This is a genomic window from Bartonella vinsonii subsp. berkhoffii ATCC 51672 (genome assembly GCF_902825225.1).
GTDB lineage: Bacteria > Pseudomonadota > Alphaproteobacteria > Rhizobiales > Rhizobiaceae > Bartonella > Bartonella berkhoffii.
The window spans coordinates 1-16863 of record NZ_CADEAK010000006.1 but is presented as its reverse complement, the minus strand read 5'-3'; the positions used below and the strand labels follow the sequence as shown (position 1 = coordinate 16863).

Here is a 16863-nt window from a genome sequence, read left to right as displayed (position 1 = left end):
GACCTTACCATCATTATAAGCTGCTTACACTATCAAATAGAGTAAAAAATGGTACGGTTGGTGGGATTTGAACCTACGACCTCTGGTGCCACAAACCAGCGCTCTAACCAACTGAGCTACAACCGCATAAAAACTTAATGTATCATAAGTGTTTACTCTTTTGTAAACACTTATTCTCTGTCTGTGTGACATAAGGAAGAATAAAAGAGTTTGCAAGCCCATTTAAAAAAATCCCGCATTTTTTATCAAAAAAAGAGTTTTTATAAAGGAAGCGCGCGCTTTGCCCAATACTCAACACTATGATCACGATAAGCTTTTATGCTCTCAACCCCATCTTGCTGCATACACTGCAAAATCTCTTTCAGAATAGTGACAGCAAGATCTGGTCCCTCATAAACCATCCCACTATACAATTGAATCAAATCTGCACCTGCTTTAACTTTTTCTAAAGCCGTTTGTGTGTCCTTTACACCACCAACGCCAATAATTGCTATCTCCTTACCTAATTTTTGACGCATTTTTGCAAGCACAATGGTAGAGCGCTCAAAGAGTGGACGTCCAGAAAGCCCCCCTTCCTCACCACTGAAAAAACTATTGTTAAGTCCTTGGCGTGAAAGAGTGGTATTGGAAATAATAAGCCCATCAAAATCAGAAAACTTCATTTCTTCAGCAATATCATCCAATTCTTTTTCTGATAAATCAGGTGCAATTTTTAAAAAAATGGGAACGGAAAATCCATGTTTTTTCTTTTGCTCATTGCGCGCCTGCGAAATTGCATTCATCAAAAGATGTAAACTGTCCCGCGCTTGTAAAGCGCGCAACCCCGGCGTATTAGGCGAAGAAATATTAATCGTAAAATAATCAGAAACATCATAAAAATAGGCAATACCAGCAGTATAATCATTAATCTTATCAACCGTATCCTTATTGGCACCAATATTGATTCCTATAATACCAAGGTGTTTACATGCACAAAGTCTGCTGTAAACAACGTGATATCCGTCATTATTAAATCCCATTCTATTAATAATTGCTTCATCTTCTTTTAAGCGAAAAAGTCGTGGTTTAGGACTTCCCCCCTGAGGTTTTGGCGTTACTGTACCAATTTCAGTAAAACCAAATCCTAATTGAAAAATAGCATCAACAACTTCTGCATTCTTATCAAATCCCGCTGCAAGACCAACAAAATTTTCAAACTTGAGACCCGCAACTGTTACTTCTAAACGCTTATCAACGACCTTTTGATAGCTGTTCAATCCACTTTTCAGACCAATAATGGCTAAACGGTGTGCATGTTCTGGATCTAACATAAATAAAGCAGAACGACCAATACAACGAAAAAAATTCATTTATTTTTCTCCACAACATAAAAACGTCCCCTTATGTCTTGCACAAACTTTCTTTTTAACACGCATAACATTCCATAAGAGATGGTATGCTATTCAAACAAGAATAGAAATCTCACCGGCAAAAGATTTTATAACATTATCGCTCATACTCTTTATGAACATTGAAAAAAAGATTTTTCTGATTTTTAAAAAAATTGTTCTCTTTTTCACAATTGTTCACATTGTGTAGTGAAGCATTTTTTTAATTGTATTATAAAAAAACCTGAAACAATTTTATAAATCAATCAAAATGCTCCGCATTTAGTTAAAAAAGAGAATAGATAGCACTTTAAAAAGCTTTTTATCATTCTGTACTCTATGTGATACTCTTTTATATGAAGTCAAACAATGACCTTTGTTAATTTTTAAATATATCATAATATTTTCAAAAAAAGAATTTTCATATTATAATATAATGCTTACCAAGAAAATCATAACTGCCCTTTTCTTTTTTATCAAAAGCGATAATTAAAATGAGCATCTATCGCATACATAAAGGGGAAGACGCAATGCTTAAAGAATTCAAGGAATTTGCTTTAAAAGGTAACATGATTGATCTCGCCATCGGCGTGATTATAGGAGGAGCTTTTGGTGGTTTGGTCAATTCAATTGTCAACGATATTTTTATGCCAATCATTGGACTTATTACAGGTGGAATTGACTTTTCTAACATGTTTCTTCAGCTTGCTGGTGAAAAACAAGCTACATTGAGTGCCGCTAAAGCAGCGGGAGCAACCATTAGCTACGGCAACTTTATAACTTTACTTATTAATTTTCTCATTATTGCTTGGGTCCTTTTTCTATTTGTTAAAGCTATGAATAAGCTCCGTCGAAAACAAGAAGAAGAAGAAAGTTCAAAAAAAATGTCTCTAGAAGAACAACTTCTGTCAGAAATCAGAGATCTTTTGGCTAAGAAAAAATAAACTTATGCGTGATTTAACTCATGGAACTTTTGACGCAGGGTACACAGGAAAAAACATTTCCACAGTTGTTCCATGATTGGGTTTTGAGAATAACAAAAATTGGCCACCACTTTCTTCTACCATTGCCTTACACATCGGGAGTCCTAAACCTGTTCCAACAAAAGCGCTGTCGCCAGAGCGTCCATCTTTGCGCTCTACCTGTCCATAGGGTTGCAATGCTTGTATAATCTCTTCATCACTCATCCCGACACCGTTATCACTTACTGAAATCTTTACGTGCTCTTTTTTTCCATAAGAAACGTGAACAATAATTTGTCCGCCTGATGGTGTAAAACGGATGGCATTGGAAAGAAGATTCCATATAATTTGCCGAAATATCTGTTGTGACACACCAATAAATGGCACATGCGATGGAGCAGCAATGCGCATCATAATGCCATTATGATTAGCCTGTGTTTCAAGAAAAGTTATACTGGCACGTAAACAAGATATCACATCAAACGCTTCCGCGGACATATTAATCTTGTTATTTAAGCTAGAATAATTTGCTTTCGAGCATTCTAGTAATTGATTAACCAGCGATAATATATGTTTTCCAGATGAGATAATATCGCGTAAATATCCACGATACCGCTCATTGTCTATCAGACCAAAACGGCCATCTTTCATAATTTCTGCAAAACCAATGAGAGCATTTAAAGGTGTTCGTATTTCATGAATCACCACAACCATTTGATTCTCTTCTATTTTTTTATCTATTGGTAGAATTACTCCTGTCATATTATGCAATATAACAGCATAATTGTCTTGTCGTGCCAAAGGGATAATCGTCATAGAAACCATTATATTTTTATGACTTTTCGTCACGAGTTCTGCTCTCTCACCACAATGAAAAACCTGATTTTTTTCTTTCACACGGATCAACTTAAAATATTTTTCAAACAAAAATCGACTTTGCAAAGTCAATAATGATGATAATGGCTGTGCCAATAATTCGTTGATTTCATAGCCAGTTAATGCCAAAGCAGCACTGCTTGCCGCTCGAATATCCCCCTGTTCATCCAACCAAAAAATGCCATCCGTTGCTGTATCCAATAATGATAAAACAACTGCTGGTTCTTTTATGAGAGTTTGTTCTATAACATTTTCCGGTAATGTCTGTGCACTTGGCAACAAAACAGCTGTCTCCTTAACCAAATGATCACATCCTACCGATGAATCCAATTCTCCACGCAACCGTTGTGCAATTTCACGAAATGCTGAACGCTCTATCTCTGAAAGAGTTGGTGTTTTTTTCTCCAGATTCTCATCCTTTTTCTCTTGTCCCTTTTCTTGCATCCTCAAAATACCAAAGCCATGAAATCCCTCAAGCCGTTGTTTGTTATCAAAAATTGGTACAGCAGATAATTCAACATCAAGCCACTCTGGATAATCATCAATAGGCCATTGAACAGTCCATTTGCTCCAAGGTAAAGCTGCTTTAATAAAGTCACTTAAGGGTTGATACCGTTCATCACTAAATCTCTTGGTAAGTTCACAAAAATCAGACCTTAAAATAGAAGACGATAGAGGCCCAACAATTTCAGCTAACTCTTTTGAAACATCACAAAATCGTCCATTTTTATCCATCCTCCAAGTAAACCGTTGTGGTAAAAGTTCGGGCCTAAAATGAAAAAGCTCCTGTTTACTCTTCAACTCTTCCGCTTTTAATGGCATGCATAAAACCAAAAAACTTGCTGGTTTTGTTTCTAAACGAATAATACCAACTTGTGTATAAACACCTGCTATCGATAAAATGGTTTTAACTGGCTTCTCATGATCAATCGTCTGTAGGAGAATTTGAATTGTCTCATCAACAAAAGAAAAATGAGAAGAAGCTTCTAATATTGTTGCGTGTTCACCAATTATTGCAACGGACATTGTTGCATCATCCAAACCAGAGATAAGAGAAATCCTTTCCTCTTCCAGAGAGGCTTCTAATAAAAATACCTTGCCTAAACCAATAATATCAACAGAAACTACAGAAAATTCAGCAATATGCTTTAAACCATCTAATGCAATAGAACGTGCACATTGAGCACTCTTCAATATTTTATGATGCTCCACTTGGTCTAAAAAAGACCGGTCTTTCATCATATCCGCTACAGAAGAAAAACCAAAAAAATATGCCGCTGCCCCATTGGACCAAAGAAGACTGTTACAATCAGAGGAAAGAACAAAAGCCCTCTGTCCTCGCATGAAGGTTTGTTTAATTTCTTCACATTCCAGATAATCTAAAAATGTAAAAGACATCTCCAACCCTTCTTTGTATTTATGCTACATACCAATAACCTTAATACAAAATATCGCTTCTATTTTGGCATTCCCCATTCAATATTCCACAGTTTAAAAACAAATACAGCCCCCTCCCGCTCTCATAACATAAAGCAAGCATTAACCATTTAAATAATGATCGTGAGGCATTTTTAAAGCCATATATTCTTAAAATTGTCTTGCTTACTACGTGTACTCATTAAGTAAAATTTCACGTTTCCCTACATGATTAGCAGCTCCAACAACGCCTCTTTCTTCCATGAGCTCAACGAGAGAAGCTGCCTTATTATAACCGATTGCAAGCCTGCGTTGAATATAAGATGTTGAACATTTTTTATCACGCATAACAATCTTTACAGCTTGCATATAAAGTTCCTCACCATCTTCATTAAGTCTTTCTTCCTTTGAAACTCCAGAAACTGAAGCGGCCAACTCATCTTCTGTGTTCTTGTCTTCACTATCCGTTACCGTTGCTAAATAATCAGGCTTTCCTTGCATTTTAAGATGTGCCACAACGGATTCAACTTCTTCGTCAGAAACAAAAGGCCCATGAACGCGTACAATACGTCCACCACCTGCCATATGAAGCATATCTCCTTGCCCCAAAAGTGTTTCAGCACCTTGTTCTCCCAAAATTGTACGGCTGTCTATTTTCGATGTAACCTGAAAAGAAATACGGGTCGGAAAATTTGCTTTAATCGTACCAGTGATAACATCAACAGAAGGACGTTGTGTCGCCATAATAAGATGGATTCCCGCTGCACGCGCCATTTGTGCTAAACGTTGAATAGCATTTTCAATTTCTTTCCCTGCTACCATCATGAGATCAGCCATCTCATCAACAATCACAACAATATAAGGAAGCTGCGTTAAATCCATTGCTTCTTCATTATACAGTATTTCCCCACTTTCCTTATCAAAACCCGATTGTACAGTACACATGATCGTTTCGCCTTTTTGTGCTGCAAGGGCAACTCGAGCATTAAAACCATCAATATTACGCACACCTAACTTAGCCATTTTTCGGTAACGCTCTTCCATTTCACGAACTGCCCATTTTAAAGCTGTTACAGCTTTTTGCGGATCCGTTACAACAGGCGTTAAAAGATGAGGAATACCATCATAAACAGAAAGTTCTAACATTTTAGGGTCAACCATGATCAAACGACACTGCTTTGGTGTCATGCGATAAAGAATCGACAAAATCATTGTATTAATTGCAACGGATTTGCCCGATCCTGTTGTTCCTGCAACCAATAAATGAGGCATTTTTGCCAATTCTGCAATGACCGGTTCACCATTAATCCCTTTCCCCAGAGCAAGAGCGAGTTTAAATTGGTTTTCACGAAAAGAACTTGTTTGGATTAATTCCCGTAAATAAACGGTTTCACGAACTGCATTTGGCAACTCAATTCCAATAACATTGCGTCCAGGAATGACAGCTACGCGTGTAGAAATAGCAGACATAGAACGCGCAATATCATCAGAAAGATTAATGACCCGCGATGATTTTACTCCAGCTGCAGGCTCAAACTCGTACATTGTCACCACTGGTCCTGGATGAACATGGATAATTTCACCCTTAATGCCAAAATCTTCCAAAACACTTTCCAAAAGTCCAGCACCACGTTCTAATGTTTCCTGCGGAATCACCGTGCCTTCATGAAAAACAGGTTCCTGCAATAAATTAATTGGAGGAAACTCATAAGTAGCATCATCAAAAGATTGAACATCTGACCTAAAAGAGGAATTATAATTGCTTAACAACGTGCTAGTAGATCGTAATGATTCGCCTTTTGCTCTCATTACAGAAGAATCTTTTGATTTCTTTGTGATATTTTTTGATGTAGAGCAAGCAATATTGCTCGTATTTTTGGTTTCTATAGAAACCTCTCCATCGCTTAACCCATCAGAAGAGTCTTTAAAAACAAGCTTAGAATAACACTCTTGATTTTCTTTAACAGGGTGATTCTTTGCATACATTAAATCAGAAATTTGCTTTCTTTCCCGAATCTTTCCCGCTGGAGTTTCTGCTGTAATTGAATCGTAAAATTGTGGAAAGCGATATTCAAGGACACGGTAAAGAGCAGTAATTGATTCATCAAAGGCAGAAGGCGTATCGGATGTACTCTCATTATTTGTGCACTCAATTGACAAATCCTCTCCTGAAATTTGAGCATCAACCTGTTCTAGCATAAAAGATTCACACTCAAAAAATGCATCATCAGAAAGATGAAAAACAGGCTTTATTTTTTCTTCCACACTTTCTACTTGTAATTTGTTCTCCTCTGTATCCTTCTCAAGTGGCCTACTAACAGCTTGCCGTGACAACTGCTTCAAAACCGCTGAATGACAAATTGATGTTTTATTCTCTATCGATTGAGAATTAATGACTCTTTTTGTTAATGAGAGATTTTTTGTTTTTTTGTGTGTACGTATAATATTTGTCAGATTTTTTTGCTCTTGCTTTGTAAAAATTTTAAACTGTTTTGCAAAAACTGGATCTGTTTCTATCCGACGACGTAAAATTTCAACTTCTGGTGTCCTTGTAAAACGCACGTTCTGCCCCAAAGAAAATGCCTTCTTCCATACTTCCGGATAAGGAAATATCTCAACAATCTTAGTAGAAGCATTGCCTTCTGATGCACTTTGTGGATTCTCATCAGAAAAAGAAGACGTAGAAACAGATTTTTTTTTCGAATTATGCATGATACCCAACAAACTTATAATAATGAGAACAATTGCCTCTTCAAAAAGAATACATAGAGACTATAGCATGAAGGTTAATAACATTTTGCTGGCTGTCATTTTTTAACAAAAAATAATGCCATAATTTCTTTTCACGAGATTGTCTCCGTAAACACTGGATAAATCACAAAATTCATGATGTCATGAAGCTGTACTCTCTTTATTTTGAAGAAAACTCTCTGATAAAAAAACTGTCAATTATTCTCTTCCTTGCTTCTTTCATAAAAATGATGAGCACAATAATATAAACAACTCCTATCATAAGTGCTCTTTCAATTCTCCATGCTTTGTTGTCATAAAAATAAATCAATTTCTTGCTTTGATAAAATTATCCTTGTTATTCTTGTTTAAAAAGGATCAAATAGGGTAAAATTTAACAATATAAAAAGAGAAAAATGAGGGAATGTTCATGTTTAATAAGCGGAAATTTTATATCAATGGTCTATGGGATGATCCAAGCACTCCTCACGATCTATACGTCATTGATCCATCGACAGAAGAAGCTTGTGCTGTCATTAGCCTTGGTAGCGTAAAAGACGCAGACAAAGCAATTAACGCTGCTAAAGCAGCTTTTCAAACTTGGAAAACAACCCAGCCTAGTGAACGTCTTGGTTTCGTTGAAAAAATTTTAGAAATCTACGAAAAACGCTCGGAAGATATGGCAAAAACCATTTCAATAGAAATGGGGGCACCAATTGATATGGCACTCAATGCGCAAACAGCAACCGGCAGTTCTCATATTCGCAACTTTATCAAAGCTTATAAAGAGTTTTCATTCCAAGAGGTTTTAATAGAAGGAAATGAACAAGCAATTCTCCATTATGATCCCATCGGCGTTGTAGGACTCATTACTCCATGGAATTGGCCTATGAACCAAGTAACACTTAAAGTCATCCCTGCTCTCTTAGCTGGCTGCACGATGGTATTAAAACCTTCTGAAATTGCTCCTCTTTCTGCTATGCTCTTTGCTGAAATTTTAGATGAAGCCGCTTTGCCTGCCGGAGTTTTTAACTTAATCAATGGTGATGGTGCTAACGTTGGCTCTTACCTCTCTGCTCATCCAGATCTCGAAATGATTAGTTTTACTGGATCAACCAGAGCTGGAAAAGATATTTCTAAAAATGCCAGCAATACTTTAAAACGAGTCTGTCTGGAACTTGGAGGTAAAGGCGCTAATATCATCTTTGCTGATGCCGATACAGACGCTATTCAACGTGGGGTACGACACTGCTTTTATAACAGTGGACAAAGCTGTAATGCCCCAACCCGTATGCTTGTGGAACAAGCCCTCTATGACAAAGCTATCCAAACAGCCAAAGAAATTGCAGAACAGACAAAAGTGGGACCAAGCCATCAAGCAGGAAATCATATTGGTCCCGTAGTTTCAAGACAACAATACGATAAAATTCAAAATCTTATCCAATCCGGAATTGATGAAGGTGCAACTCTTGTTGCAGGTGGAACTGGTTTACCAATGGAAATGGAGCGCGGTTATTATGTACGCCCCACTGTCTTTACCGATGTAAAACCTCATATGCGTATTTTTCGAGAAGAAATCTTTGGTCCAGTTCTTTCAATTCTTTCCTTTAATACAGAAGATGAAGCAGTAGCTCTTGCCAATGATACCGAATATGGTCTTACAAACTATATACAATCACAAGATCGCAACAAATGTCGTCGTATCGCAGCCCAACTACGGTCCGGTATGGTAGAAATTAACGGACATGGGTTGCCTAGTGGGAGTTATTTTGGAGGTGTAAAATTTTCTGGACGTGCTCGTGAAGGCAGTCATTGGGGAATTAAAGAATTTCTCGATACCAAAGCAATTTCATATTGGTAAAAAGATCTTATTAAAAGCTTAATAGGAATTGTATGATCACACAGCGAATAACGGATGAAGATGCTCTTGGACAACGACTCGATCAGTGGCTTGCTAAACAATACCACAATGCCCTGTCACGTTCACGCCTACAAACCCTCATCCGTGAAGGCTGTCTTAAAGTTGATGGTCAACTCATAAAGGAACCAAAAACAAAATTAAGACCCAACCAAATTATTGAATTGACAATGCCTGTCCTTCGTGATGCAGAACCTCGTGGTGAAGCCATCACTTTGGACATTCTTTTTGAAGATGATCATGTTATTGTCATCAATAAACCAGCTGGTCTTGTTGTTCACCCCGGCAATGGGAATTGGACCGGAACATTGGTGAATGCCCTTATTTATCACTGCGGTAACAGTTTGTCTGGTATCGGCGGTGTTAAGCGCCCTGGTATTGTTCATCGTCTCGATAAAAACACAAGTGGCGTTATGGTTGTCGCAAAAAATGATCTCGCTCATAAAAACCTCAGTGCCCAATTTTCTGACCATGGACGTACTTGCGCATTAGATCGGCGTTATCACGCTTTGATTTGGGGATCTCCTAGTCGCAATGTTTGGACAATTGATGCATCCCTTGGTCGTTCTTCCCATAACCGAACAAAGCAAGCTGTCGTCCATAACCAAAATACTCATGCGCGCCATGCTGTTACACATTTTTCTCTCCTCGAAAAATATAGAACCTGTGCAAATACCCCCCCTTTTGCCAGTCTTCTGGAATGTCGTTTGGAAACTGGACGCACGCATCAAATTCGTGTTCATATGGCTCATATTGGACACCCGCTCATAGGTGATATTGTTTATGGAAATGCTTTTAGAACAAAATCAAATATGCTCAATCCCACCCTTAAAAATGCAATTGATCAATTCAACCGTCAAGCACTCCATGCCGCTAGCCTTACTTTTGAACATCCTGCGACAAGCCAAATTATGTCTTTTTCTTCACCACTCCCTCAAGATATGGCTGCACTTATCAAGCATTTTAAAAAATAAATTGAAACTTTTTTCCTTATCAGGATTTCACAATAGATATCTCTTTTTGAACAAATTTGAAAATTATGCTAGGGTAGAGTTGAAAAGATGTTTATAATATCTGGAAAAAGAATTTGCCTTATGAGGGAATTCATACAAAAGGAGGGTGCTTTATGGCCCATATGAATCTGCTATCAGTCACAACAGGTGACGGAGGATTGAATCGTTACTTAGAAGAAGTACGTCGTTTTCCAATGCTTGAGCCAAAGGAAGAATATATGCTGGCTCAACGTTATCGTAAACACAATGATTTAAAAGCTGCACATAAACTGGTAACGAGTCACTTGCGCCTTGTAGCCAAAATCGCCATGGGATATCGAGGCTATGGGTTGCCTATTGGGGAAGTTATTTCAGAAGGCAATGTTGGGCTTATGCAGGCTGTTAAGCGTTTCGAGCCGGAACGGGGGTTTCGCCTTGCGACCTATGCAATATGGTGGATTAAAGCATCAATTCAAGAATATGTATTGCGGTCTTGGAGTTTGGTAAAAATGGGGACAACCGCTAATCAAAAGCGTTTGTTTTTCAATCTTCGTAAATTGAAAAGTAGGCTTCAAGCCCTTGACAGCGGCGATCTTAATGCGGAACAAGTAAAAGAAATTGCAACCCAATTGAATGTCACAGAAGATGAAGTTGTTTCTATGAACCGCCGACTTGGTGGTGACACTTCGCTCAATGCACCTCTTCGCACAAAAGAAGGTGAAAACGGTGAATGGCAAGATTGGTTGGTGGATGACTCCGACAATCAAGAACAGGCTTTGATTGAACAAAGTGAATTGGAAAATCGTCGTTCCATGCTTGTAAATGCTATGGACAACCTAAATGAACGTGAAAAGCGTATATTTAAAGCTCGTCGTTTAAGCGATAAACCATTAACGCTAGAAGAGCTCTCAAGTGAATTTAATATTAGTCGTGAACGTGTCAGACAAATTGAAATGCGTGCATTTGAAAAAGTACAAAATTCTATCAAAGCTTCTGCTTTATCCCAAAGTTAAGTGTAGAGCTTACGAAATTAGATATAAATTCAATTTGTTTGCATGTTCTTGATAAGAAGAAAAGCTGTATTGGCTTTGTACTCTTGAAACGGTCAACAGAACCCCTTTAGCAAAAGGGTTTGTTGTATGGTTTTTCCCATTATTCACATTAGTGTTTTATTTTTTCTGACCAAGAACTGTGAGCTTATCTGCTTGCGCAAGCCATTGTCCAATAACTTCATTAAAAATAGACTCACCTGTTGGCCCTTTTGCAAAGGTTAATTCATTTATACGTCCGTTTTTATCAGTTAACACCAAGCGCACCCAATCCAATTCCCGCATCAATTGTAAATTCCGGTCAAGAAATGGATGATTGCCACTCAAAGCAACAAGAAAAAAATCATCGTCAATCTTCGCTGCAACAGCCCTTGTTAAAGCCTGTCCAATGGATTGTTCACTTGCTTTAAAAGTTAATGCTTGAACATTACTTATAGCTTGACCTGAAAATTTATCAGTAGGAATAAAGATAAGATCCATCATATAGGCAGCAGGAAAAGACATATCTGTATTACGACGTAAAATTAACCGCAATGATAACCCTTCATCTGGAATTGTTATATCACCTTGTATGGCTGATTCTTCTGGAGCCCCCTTTACACGAGACTCCTTTATAAGCGTCCAACGAGCACTCCCTGTTGCCATTTTTTCTGTATCAGAATTTGTACGCGCTTGATAAAAAACAGCTTCACCTAGTTTCTCAGGTAATTGCATATTATTCGCAACAACTGTTGAGGTTCCTTCTTCATTCGAAGAATCTGCTGTTTTATCTAAACCGACGTCAACTTCACTTCCATCCTCTAATAAACGTTTCGTGAATTTTTGGTTAATCGAAATTGCCTTTGGTAATGTATGAGAAACTTGAAGATTTTGCTCCGTTAATTTGTAATCATCTGATACAAACACACGCCCCCCAACGAAACAAATACCAGCAGTTAAAAGGACAAAACTAGTAAAAGCAGCAGTACTTATCATAATCCGCTTCTGCATAGATGACCGATGAGCACGACGCAAAGCCTGAGAAAAAATATGCGAAACAATGTGCGGATTATCACCTTGCGAAGAAGAAGTTAAAGGGGAAGCTTTCATATTGTTATCAATATGTTGAGAAGGAAAATCCGCTTTCATATTGACAGGCTCTGCATCTGGCATAACTGGTACATAAGGCTTATTAAGTGCCTTTTTGTCCTTTGAACTTATAAAAGACCCCTGTCTTTCTTTTGTTTCTACCTCTGAAAACGCATTATTCTGCGGCAATTTCGAACTTTGTATGTGCTTGTCATCTTCAGCAGTGTGTGTAGGATTCCATCCAATTACTGAAGAAAGCAACTTTTTTTCAACTGCTAAATACTCTTCTTCAACAGTTGTAATAGCATTATGTAAAATCTTTCTCTGCTCATCTATTATTGCGTGTGGTACTTTTGCCGCGACAAACTGATGTTCTAATGTTTCGATAGCCCGTTTATAAATCCGCTTACGCACTTGTGGTGTACCATGACTCTGCGCATTAATTGCCTTTTTTAAGATTCCAACGAAATCTACCATATCTTCTATGTCTTTCTCAGACTGAAAAAAGAAACCCCAATCATGAAGCTAAAAACCCCCTCCTCTTAGCCTTCTAAATTGATTGTCATTTATATCGATACAACTATCGTAATAATTTAAAATGAATGTGAAAAATAAACAATGCTATTTATACTTTTCTCTCCTTTGCTCTTAAAACTCTCTTGGTATAAAAACACAGAAAAACCCGTAGAAAAATCATAAATAATGATTAATCTGCAAAAGGGTCAGTAATAAGGATAGTATCTTCACGCTCAGGGCTAGTGGATAATAAAGCCACCTTTGTGTTAATCTGTTCTTCAATATACCTTATATATTTGACAGCCTGTACTGGTAAATCCTCCCATCTCAACGCATGTGCTGTTGCTTCCTTCCAAGCTTCTAATGTCTCATAAATAGGTTTTACACGGGCTTGGGCTCCCATGGAGGAGGGTAAATAATCAATCTTTTTACCATTAAGCTCATAACCAATACAAACTTTAATTTCATCCAAACCATCCAAAACATCAAGCTTCGTCAGTGCTATCCCCTGAACACCACAAACCGATACCATCTGTCGTACTAAGACCGCATCAAACCAACCACATCGGCGTTTTCGACCCGTTACAACACCAAATTCATACCCACGCATCCCAAGAAATTCGCCAATATCATTTATCTGCTCTGTTGGAAATGGTCCTTCTCCAACACGTGTTGTATAAGCTTTTGCAATCCCCAAAACATAATGAATTGCGTGAGGTCCCATACCTGAACCAGTACATGCCTGTCCAGCAACTGTGTTAGATGACGTCACATAAGGATAAGTTCCAAAATCATTGTCTAATAAAGCACCTTGTGCACCCTCAAAAAGAACGTGCTTTCCCATCCGATAACTTTCATCTAAAAGACGCCACGTACAATCCATAAAGGGTAGAATTTCATCCGCTACTTGCATCAACTCATCATAAAGCGTTTGAGAATCAATCTCTGCAACACCCATCCCACGCCGCAAAGCATTATGATGTCCCAAAAGCCGTTCGATCTTAGCCATAAGCGTTTCAGATTCTGCCAAATCCATCACGCGGATAGCACGACGCCCCACTTTATCTTCATAAGCTGGACCAATACCACGCTTTGTCGTACCAATTTTTAAACCAGATAAACCGCTTTCACGAGTCGCATCAAGATCACGATGCAAAGAAAGAATCAACGGAGCATTTTCAGCAATACGTAAAATTTCTGGAGTAATTTTTATACCTTGTTCACGTAGTTTTTTTAATTCTGCTACAAAATGGTGGGGATCAATAACAACACCATTACCGATAATTGATAACTTTCCACGAACTAAACCAGACGGTAAAAGCGATAATTTATAACTAACCCCATCAACAACCAATGTATGACCTGCATTATGCCCGCCTTGATATCTCACCACAATATCTGCCCGTTCAGACAGCCAATCTACAATTTTACCTTTGCCTTCATCACCCCATTGTGTACCGACAACTACTACATTGGCCATAACTTTCTCCGTCGCATTTTGTCAAATAAAACCAGCATTCAAAAACAAGTGCCTCTTTATAACGAAACCTTAGAGCAAGTGCGACTCTTCATTTCAGCTTTTTCCCAATCTTTAAGTCATTAAATTTTCAGATTCATGATAATAAAAGGCAAAAACACTAGCATTATGAAATATATTTTTATTTTAAATCAGTCATTTTTTTCACAAAAAGTAAAAAAATTGAGAGCTTTTGCTAGTTTTGTCGTCAACACTTGACAAAGCATCCCTCCCCCCTTGTGACCTTTTACAATCTATACAGCATTTGCAAACTGTTTGTACGATATAAAAATACGAAAGATCATGATAATCTCCCGTATTCTTTTTTCTGGAAAAATCGCTAAGAGTGACTTAAAGCCGAGCTTTTTCAACTTGATATGCCCATTCAAGCCACTGCGTTAAAATTTCAAGATCGGAAGCCTCAATCGTTATACCCGTCCAAATCCGCAGTCCTGGAGGAGCATCTCGATATGAACCAATATCATAAGCAGCTCCCTCCTCATCAAGATGCTTCACCACCGCTTTTATAAAAGATACCCGCTTTTCAGTCTCTAAAGCAGTAATAACGGGATCAACAATATCCAAACAAACAGATGTATGAGAACGTATGTGAGGATCTTTTGCCAAATATTCTAACCACGGAGTTTTACGAACAAAAGCATCAAGTACAGAAAAGTTTTTCTCAACGCGCGCTATTAATGCCCCTAAACCTCCCTGCGCCTTTGCCCACTTTAAACCATCAAGAAAATCCTCAACACATAGCAGAGAAGGTGTATTAATGGTTACCCCTTTAAAAATATCTTCGTTTAATTTTCTCTCTTTCGTCATAGAGAAAATTTGCGGCATAGGCCAAGCTGGAACATAACTCTCAAGTCTTTCAACAGCACGGGGACTTAAAATCAACATACCATGTGCTGCTTCCCCTCCTAAAACTTTTTGCCATGAAAAAGTAACAACATCTAATTTTGAAAAATCAAGATTTTGCGCAAAAGCTGCTGATGTTGCATCACAAATTGTCAACCCTGCTCGCTCATCTGGAATAAAATCTGCATTAGGAATACACACACCTGAAGTCGTTCCATTCCATGTAAAAACAACATCACGATCAAAGTCAATTTGTGTTAAATCTGGTAATTCACCATAAGGGGCTTCAAAACATCGCACATCAGGAAGTTTTAATTGCTCAACAACATCTGCAATCCATCCCGATCCAAAACTTTCCCACGCCGCCATATCAATGCCACGCTCACCTAATAAAGACCATAGAGACATCTCAACAGCACCGGTATCTGAAGCAGGAACAATTCCTATACGATAATCAGAAGGCACTTCAAGAACCTCACGGGTTAAATTAACGACTTCAGCAAGTCTTAATGCCGCTTCTTTCGATCGATGTGAACGTCCAACTAATGCATTTTTAAGAACTTCAAGACTCCAACCAGGACGTTTACTACAAGGACCTGAAGAAAAATTAGGATTATTTGGACGACAACTTGGTTTTTTTAACGTGATCATTCTTTCTCCCCTTTAGACGGCTTGCCTTTCTTTAAAGAAAGGCGTCTTACGACAAAGACTGCGCCAATAGTCTTTGCGAACAAAAATCAAAAATGTTTTCTATTTATTTCGTAAGCTCAAAATACGCGGAAATCTTTTAAAAACATCTCTCTTAAACCATGCTTCGAGATTGATTCTCTAAAATAATTTCCTCGCGTCATCACCACGATAAAGACAGCATCCTGATAACGATACACTAACGTGACATAGCTATCAAGTTTATTTTATTGGAAAGAGTCATTATATTGCTTAGAATACGGAGATAAACTTATAAAAAATCAATTATTTTTCGTTTCATGACTGGACAGAGAAAATTTTAATGTTATAACCGCACACGTTTCACGTGTTTTGTGAAACGTGCCCAGATAGCTCAGTTGGTAGAGCAGCGGACTGAAAATCCGCGTGTCCGTGGTTCGAATCCGCGTCTGGGCACCATTTTCTTTTCTTAACACGCTGTAATATATAGATTTTTTCTTTAAAGAGCTATTTTCAGACCACCTTTCAGACCACCTTCTACGGTTTATACAATCTTACCTAATTTGCTCCTATTTGCTCCTTATTTTTCTTTGGAGTGAAGGCTAAGATCTCTTTCTTTCTCCACCTTACTGCTCTCCCTAGCTTATATGGCTCCGGAAATAACCCCTGAAGCACCCAATTGCGAATCGTTGTTGTGGATACGCTAAAAAGCTCTGCGCATTCACATGTCGTTACATATCTATCACCATCATCAAATATCATCTCATTACCTTTCTCTTTTTTATATTAATTAAATGGGCGGGGATGCTCGGGAGGAGAGGAGCACCCCCATAGCTTTAAGCAGCTTTTGTCAAAATCTTTTTCATGTCTTGCTCTATTTCCGCTAAAAAAACTTCAACTGCTTTGTTAATCTCTTCAATGTG

Annotated in this window: 11 protein-coding genes, 2 tRNA genes and 1 pseudogene; 5 read left to right on the top strand and 9 right to left on the bottom strand. The window is 38.0% G+C overall.

Going from position 1 to position 16863, the window contains the following annotated elements:
• Positions 1-49: 49 nt before the first annotated feature.
• Positions 50-126: transfer RNA gene (locus tag J7R10_RS04235), tRNA-His, on the bottom strand.
• Between the two features lie 134 nt (positions 127-260).
• Positions 261-1349, bottom strand: a complete 1089-nt coding sequence (locus tag J7R10_RS04230; protein WP_010704809.1) for a quinone-dependent dihydroorotate dehydrogenase — start codon at positions 1347-1349, stop codon at positions 261-263.
• 548 nt (positions 1350-1897) lie between these two features.
• Here J7R10_RS04230 and mscL point away from each other — a divergent pair.
• Positions 1898-2311: a large conductance mechanosensitive channel protein MscL gene (gene mscL, locus J7R10_RS04225; RefSeq protein ID WP_004864449.1), complete on the top strand. Its 414-nt coding sequence runs from the start codon at positions 1898-1900 to the stop codon at positions 2309-2311.
• An 18-nt stretch (positions 2312-2329) separates the two neighbouring features.
• On the opposite strand, the gene J7R10_RS04220 is transcribed toward mscL, so the two are convergent.
• Together J7R10_RS04220 and J7R10_RS04215 are read right to left on the bottom strand one after the other, a co-directional pair.
• Complete coding sequence (locus J7R10_RS04220) at positions 2330-4603, bottom strand: PAS domain-containing sensor histidine kinase (protein ID WP_010704808.1); 2274 nt, start codon at positions 4601-4603, stop codon at positions 2330-2332.
• Between the two features lie 207 nt (positions 4604-4810).
• The gene (locus tag J7R10_RS04215) at positions 4811-7333 is read right to left on the bottom strand and encodes a DNA translocase FtsK (RefSeq protein ID WP_010704807.1); all 2523 of its coding nucleotides are present in this window, start codon (positions 7331-7333) and stop codon (positions 4811-4813) included.
• Positions 7334-7781: 448 nt separating this feature from the next.
• On the opposite strand from J7R10_RS04215, the gene J7R10_RS04210 reads away from it, so the two are divergent.
• The 3 genes from J7R10_RS04210 (at position 7782) to rpoH (ending at position 11274) form a co-directional block, all read left to right on the top strand.
• Entirely contained in the window at positions 7782-9212 is a 1431-nt protein-coding gene (locus tag J7R10_RS04210) for an aldehyde dehydrogenase family protein (RefSeq protein WP_010704806.1), read from the top strand.
• Positions 9213-9244: 32 nt separating this feature from the next.
• Positions 9245-10243 (top strand): RluA family pseudouridine synthase, encoded by a 999-nt coding sequence (locus J7R10_RS04205; RefSeq protein ID WP_010704805.1) that lies wholly within the window; start codon positions 9245-9247, stop codon positions 10241-10243.
• 152 nt (positions 10244-10395) lie between these two features.
• Positions 10396-11274 carry an RNA polymerase sigma factor RpoH gene (gene rpoH, locus J7R10_RS04200; RefSeq protein ID WP_010704804.1) on the top strand — a complete coding sequence of 293 codons (879 nt, stop codon included), beginning with the start codon at positions 10396-10398 and terminating at the stop codon, positions 11272-11274.
• 156 nt (positions 11275-11430) lie between these two features.
• Here rpoH and J7R10_RS04195 read toward each other — a convergent pair whose 3' ends face one another.
• From J7R10_RS04195 to J7R10_RS04185, 3 genes are all read right to left on the bottom strand, one after another.
• Positions 11431-12855 (bottom strand): hypothetical protein, encoded by a 1425-nt coding sequence (locus J7R10_RS04195; RefSeq protein ID WP_010704803.1) that lies wholly within the window; start codon positions 12853-12855, stop codon positions 11431-11433.
• A gap of 229 nt (positions 12856-13084) precedes the next feature.
• Positions 13085-14374, bottom strand: a complete 1290-nt coding sequence (locus J7R10_RS04190; protein WP_010704802.1) for an adenylosuccinate synthase — start codon at positions 14372-14374, stop codon at positions 13085-13087.
• A gap of 387 nt (positions 14375-14761) precedes the next feature.
• Entirely contained in the window at positions 14762-15925 is a 1164-nt protein-coding gene (locus J7R10_RS04185) for a phosphoserine transaminase (RefSeq protein WP_010704801.1), read from the bottom strand.
• 398 nt (positions 15926-16323) lie between these two features.
• Between J7R10_RS04185 and J7R10_RS04180 the strand changes: the two genes are divergently transcribed.
• A tRNA-Phe gene (locus J7R10_RS04180) sits at positions 16324-16399 on the top strand.
• A gap of 99 nt (positions 16400-16498) precedes the next feature.
• Here J7R10_RS04180 and J7R10_RS04175 read toward each other — a convergent pair.
• Together J7R10_RS04175 and J7R10_RS04170 are read right to left on the bottom strand one after the other, a co-directional pair.
• Complete coding sequence (locus tag J7R10_RS04175; protein WP_010704800.1) at positions 16499-16702, bottom strand: helix-turn-helix transcriptional regulator; 204 nt, start codon at positions 16700-16702, stop codon at positions 16499-16501.
• Positions 16703-16776: 74 nt separating this feature from the next.
• A pseudogene (locus tag J7R10_RS04170) lies at positions 16777-16863 on the bottom strand (lambda exonuclease family protein); the annotation flags it as partial.

Excerpts from the sequence above, each read along its gene's own strand:
- J7R10_RS04230 (WP_010704809.1), bottom strand. The coding sequence starts at position 1,349 with ATGAATTTTTTTCGTTGTATTGGTCGTTCTGCTTTATTTATGTTAGAT.
- mscL (WP_004864449.1), top strand. The coding sequence starts at position 1,898 with ATGCTTAAAGAATTCAAGGAATTTGCTTTAAAAGGTAACATGATTGAT.
- J7R10_RS04220 (WP_010704808.1), bottom strand. The coding sequence starts at position 4,603 with ATGTCTTTTACATTTTTAGATTATCTGGAATGTGAAGAAATTAAACAA.
- J7R10_RS04215 (WP_010704807.1), bottom strand. The coding sequence starts at position 7,333 with ATGCATAATTCGAAAAAAAAATCTGTTTCTACGTCTTCTTTTTCTGAT.
- J7R10_RS04210 (WP_010704806.1), top strand. The coding sequence starts at position 7,782 with ATGTTTAATAAGCGGAAATTTTATATCAATGGTCTATGGGATGATCCA.
- J7R10_RS04205 (WP_010704805.1), top strand. The coding sequence starts at position 9,245 with ATGATCACACAGCGAATAACGGATGAAGATGCTCTTGGACAACGACTC.
- rpoH (WP_010704804.1), top strand. The coding sequence starts at position 10,396 with ATGGCCCATATGAATCTGCTATCAGTCACAACAGGTGACGGAGGATTG.
- J7R10_RS04195 (WP_010704803.1), bottom strand. The coding sequence starts at position 12,855 with ATGGTAGATTTCGTTGGAATCTTAAAAAAGGCAATTAATGCGCAGAGT.
- J7R10_RS04190 (WP_010704802.1), bottom strand. The coding sequence starts at position 14,374 with ATGGCCAATGTAGTAGTTGTCGGTACACAATGGGGTGATGAAGGCAAA.
- J7R10_RS04185 (WP_010704801.1), bottom strand. The coding sequence starts at position 15,925 with ATGATCACGTTAAAAAAACCAAGTTGTCGTCCAAATAATCCTAATTTT.
- J7R10_RS04175 (WP_010704800.1), bottom strand. The coding sequence starts at position 16,702 with ATGATATTTGATGATGGTGATAGATATGTAACGACATGTGAATGCGCA.